We start from the raw sequence: 4,777 nt of genomic DNA, 5'->3' as shown, positions 1-4,777 counted from the left end.
CCAGTAGCTCCACAGAGAAGAGCATTTTTTATGCCCGAAGATGATTTTGAAGATATCGCAATAACTTGAGCAGTTGTTTGCTTTAAACATGCAACAATTTTTGTACTGACTTTTTTTACAAGCCCACCAAAACCAGTCCCCAGACGGTTTGCATAGCCCACAAATCCAGTCACTAATCCAGATGCTGTTGTTTTAACATGCATACCAGAATTAACAGATACGCTCTTGATCAACAAACCGGTTTGATGCACAAAGCCCACGAGCTTTAAGCAAATATTTTTTAGAACGTTAGCTCCCCAGAGAAGAGCATCTTTTATTCCTGAGTATGACTTTGAAAAGAGCGAAATAACCTGGGCAGTTATTTGTTTTGAAATCGCAACACTGCGAACGGTTATTTGTTTTATACATGCCACAATTGTTGTGCCGACTTTTTTTGCATAGCCTGCAAGATTAATCACCAAACGTGATGCCGTTGTTTTAACCTGCACACCAGAATTAACAGATAAGCTCTTGATTGCCAAACCGGTTTGATATGCAAAACCAACCAGCTTTAAGCAAATATTTTTTATAACCAGTCCTGCCCAAAGAAGAGATGCTTTTATACCTGAATATGACTTTGAAAATATCGAAACAACCTGAGCACTTGCTTGCTTTGCAATCGCAACACTCTGTACATTTGCTTGTTCTGCAATTGCTGCAATTTTTGTATAAGCTTTCCTTACACACGCAATAAAATTAATCTGAGCAACATTCAGCAAATGCTTGATTTGTATACGCTTGTTGAAAAAATTATAACGAGAAAGCTTATGAGTAAAAGAAATGTTTTGAGTATGAAATGCAAACAAACTCTTAGTATGGCTTACCGTTTTTTTTAATAAGCTTCGAATATCCATACTTGTTACACCTCACAACTACCTATGTTGATAAACACTCTTAGTCTATTACTGTAAAAAAAACTTACACTTAAACTCAAGTAAATAATAAAATCATGCATAAGATGCGTGATAACTAATGAAGCTGCCTATTCCCCAAACGATCAATTGTTAACAAACTTCTTCGATTAAAACCAACAACAATACCTGCAGTCGTATCATCACTTCTGATGTCATCATTGCTATCAAGCGCTAAAATACGCATTGGTGATTGAATTGAACCATCGCCGCCCAAAAGCTCAATGCCTTGTTTAAAATCTATGTTTCTGAAAAAGGTGCTGAAGCTAAGGCTTGGAACAATATTAATCAATCGACGAATAATATCTCTACCCGAAAACAAACCTTTAAGCCCTATAAATTGACCGCTATCCTGAACAAACCCTTCAAAAGCATTCCCTTGGTTAACAACAGAGCTATTGCTTAGACGAACTGTTACCGAATCGTTACGTGCTGCAAATTGTGCAACACCTGTACTATCAGTTTGCAGGATGCCTTTTTTTGTATCAACAGAGGTTGTAACAAAATTTTTATTCAATCCAAGCACAAATTGTCCCCCATTTTCAAAGCTCAATGTTCCCTTGCTTGTGAAAGCGAGGTTGGTCAAAACTCCTGGAACTTCTAAACGCTCATTAAAGAAAGCATTGATTTCTAATACACCCTGGCTACCAATATAAACCTTTGCCTCATCGTTAACACGCAGGCAAAAAGTTGAGCTTCCAATAACAGACACACGCGCATCACCTTCACGAACATCTTCACTATCAATATCTTCATTTAAGTTCCACTCAGCTCCGCGATTAAGTGTAATATCAATACCATCTGGAGGGAGTGTCGGTTCATCAAGCCGACCAATAATGAGATGCTGACCGGCTCGAATATTCAATTGTGCGCCTCGGTCAAAGAGCAACTTACCATCTCCATCAATAATAACGGTTGACTCACTTTCACTTAAACCAACTAAAACACTTTCATCAAAAAGTAACCGTGTCTTTTCGGGAGCAAGCTTGCCCCCCTCAAGTCTCATGATAAAACCGTCGCCAAAGATAACTTTTCCACGACCAGTAAATCGTACCTGAGCATCATGTGCTATATCAAAAAATGAGTTGTATGCTGCATCAAAAAATAATACTGGATCTTTACCGTTATCCAAGAATTCAAAAATGAGCTCTGACCCTGGGGTCATAACAATCTCGCCCTGAATGGTAAAATGCTCTTGAATTTGAATACGATTATTCAAGCTACGAACAAATATTTTATCGTTTTGTTTAAGCGTAGCATCCTTAAATCCCTGGCGAACCGTTCCATTCCCGCTCACATTATTACCAAGATATAAACTCAACTGATTAACAGGATCAATCCCGAAGTCTAATCCAACACCACCACTATGAATCAAGATGTTATCTGAAGCATTTTCAACTTTCACGACCGAGCCATTTTGCTCAAGTTGAAAAATGTTTGGCAAAACAAACAAGCGATTTATAGTTTTATGCTTTTTTACCTGTTCTTGAAAATAATTTTTAAGAGCTTCAAAGTGCATACTTGCTGGACTGACGAATGATCGCGTTAAGACATTTCCTTCAATCCCTTTTTCAGGGATCTCATTATGGGAAAAACTATTCCTGCGTCCATATTTATTTTGCTTTTGTCTCTCGCGATTACTTGACGCCTTCGGTTTTTGAGGCCTACTACTTACTTCAATATTATCTTGCATCTGCTCGTATTCTTTCATGCGTTTAATATCAAGTGCTGTAATCACGTGTGTTCGAGGTTGACTTCTGAACTGAAGCCCTCTGATAAAAGACCGGTCAATTGCATTTGGCTGATCTGAATACAAATTCAATCCAGAATCAAGAACCAAGCCAGCTGATGTCTGCTTAATCGGGAAGCCATTTACTTCAACATTGCAACCACCAATAAACGCATGGGCATCCGCAACAAAAGAGTTACTATTTTGATTAACTATAACTGCCCAAGAGTCATCAAATACAATACTCGCACGCCCTACCGCGGAGCTCAAAGACAAGAGGTCTGGCCCAAAGTTTATTGATGGGTTGCCAACAATTGGAGTCTGCAGATGAAATGAAAGATGCAATTCACTATCAAAAATATCGCTGTATAGAATAAACCCTGTAAGCGCAAGACCGGTATCAAGCATTCTTATAGCATTGTCACTTCCTTCAACGATAAAAGTTGCATCCGTATCTTCCTCTAAGCTTACTTCAGCCTCTCCACCAAATCCTAGTGCCCCTGTAACAAGCGCTCCGCTCAGATTAACTCCTCGTGTAATCGATATATTTTCCACACCAGAAAGATCAATGTTTTGTAATAAGAGGGTATTAAACCCAAGAGAAATGTACTGGCCCGCTGTAACATTGGGAGCTAACGTCAAACGACGCTTTCCACCTAGACCACGAATGGTCCAAACAAATGGATTATCAATAGTTCCACCGACAGTAAATGCTTGTCCATTAAGCGTTAAGTCATCTGAAAGTTCAAACGTTACATTGTCACCAAGAACAATAGTCGCTCCAACTCCTAATGAAAAAGTATTGGCATTAATACGAGTCAAGGTAACATTTTGCAGCGTCACCGTTGCTCCGTCAGCAACAATAAATTGTGGGGTTGTTGGACTACAAAATTCAATCCATGCACCCTGACCATCAATCGTTAATGTATTGACGACATTAATTGCGTTAACTGGATCAACAATGCAGTTGCAGGGCATAAGAACACTTGTTGTTACCGGTGCTTGTACGAGTGTGCAGCAATGGAGCTCTTTTTTTATTTGAATAAGTGCGTTGCTATTATCTTTGGAGTACTCAAGAATCGCATTACTATTATGCTTGGTCAGATACAAGATTGCATTACTGTTGTCTTTACAACAAGAATATGCTCCGCCAAAATTACTGTTGCTCTTGATGGTGATAATTGCATTACTATTGTTTGCTATTCTGTTACTCAAGCTGATAATCGCGTTACTGTTATTTGTGCAACATTGCGAGTTATTAACAACAGAACTGCTATTCTTACAACAATTTAAGAGCGAATTACTCAAGTTCTTAACCAAATACAAGATTGCATTGCTATTGTGCATTGGCAGGATGCTCACAACGCTTGTAAGATTTATAATTGTATTACTATTGTTTTTGCAGCATGCAACCAGCGCCTGACTGTTATTGGCTGTCAGTCGCAACAGAGCATTTGAATTATTTGCTGATATACTCAAAGCAGAGTTGCTATTCACTCGTATTTGATTATTCAAATTCATAATCGCTTGGCTATTGTTTATTGTCAGTCTTAACAACGTATTTGAGTTGTTCATGAACAACCTTAACTCCGTATTACTCAGGTTCTTTACCAAATACAGCAGGGCATTGCTGTTCACTCTACAGCATGTTGCAGCAACCGCCGCTGCATTCAATATCGCATTGCTATTGTTCGTTGTTAATCTCAAAATCGTATTTGAATTATTCTTGTTCATAGCCAAAGACGCATTGCTATTCACTCGAATCAAGCTATCAAGATTCACAATTGAATTAGAGGTATTCTTGCAACAGGCCAGCAAGGCGTTACTCGTGTATCTCAACTGGTTTAAATCACCGTTCAAAATCGTATTCGAATTGTTTTTTGCAAGATACAACAACGCCTGACTATTATTTGTTGTCAATCTCAAAAGCGCATTTGAGTTGTTCGTTGCCAGAGTTAGTAACGCGTTGCTGTTCAATCTAATTTGATTATTCAAATTCAAGATTGCTTCACTGTTATTCGTAGTCAATCGCAACAACGTATTTGAATTATTCTTATTCAGCGCTAGCAATGCATTGCTGTTTGCTCGACAGCAAGAT

Annotated in this window: 2 protein-coding genes; both read right to left on the bottom strand. The window is 38.5% G+C overall.

The window, feature by feature from the left end:
• Nucleotides 1-893: hypothetical protein (locus JST56_04150; GenBank protein ID MBS1988158.1), on the bottom strand; the 893-nt coding region annotated here is incomplete at its 3' end.
• 115 nt (nucleotides 894-1,008) lie between these two features.
• Nucleotides 1,009-4,777, bottom strand: a 3,769-nt coding sequence (locus JST56_04145) for a hypothetical protein (GenBank protein MBS1988157.1), incomplete at its 5' end; no start/stop codon positions are given.

It is taken from the genome of Candidatus Dependentiae bacterium (assembly GCA_018266175.1).
In the GTDB taxonomy this organism is placed as follows: Bacteria; Babelota; Babeliae; order Babelales; family RVW-14; genus JAFEAY01.
Note: the sequence above shows the minus strand (reverse complement) of the source record. Positions and strands in the feature narration are given on the sequence as shown.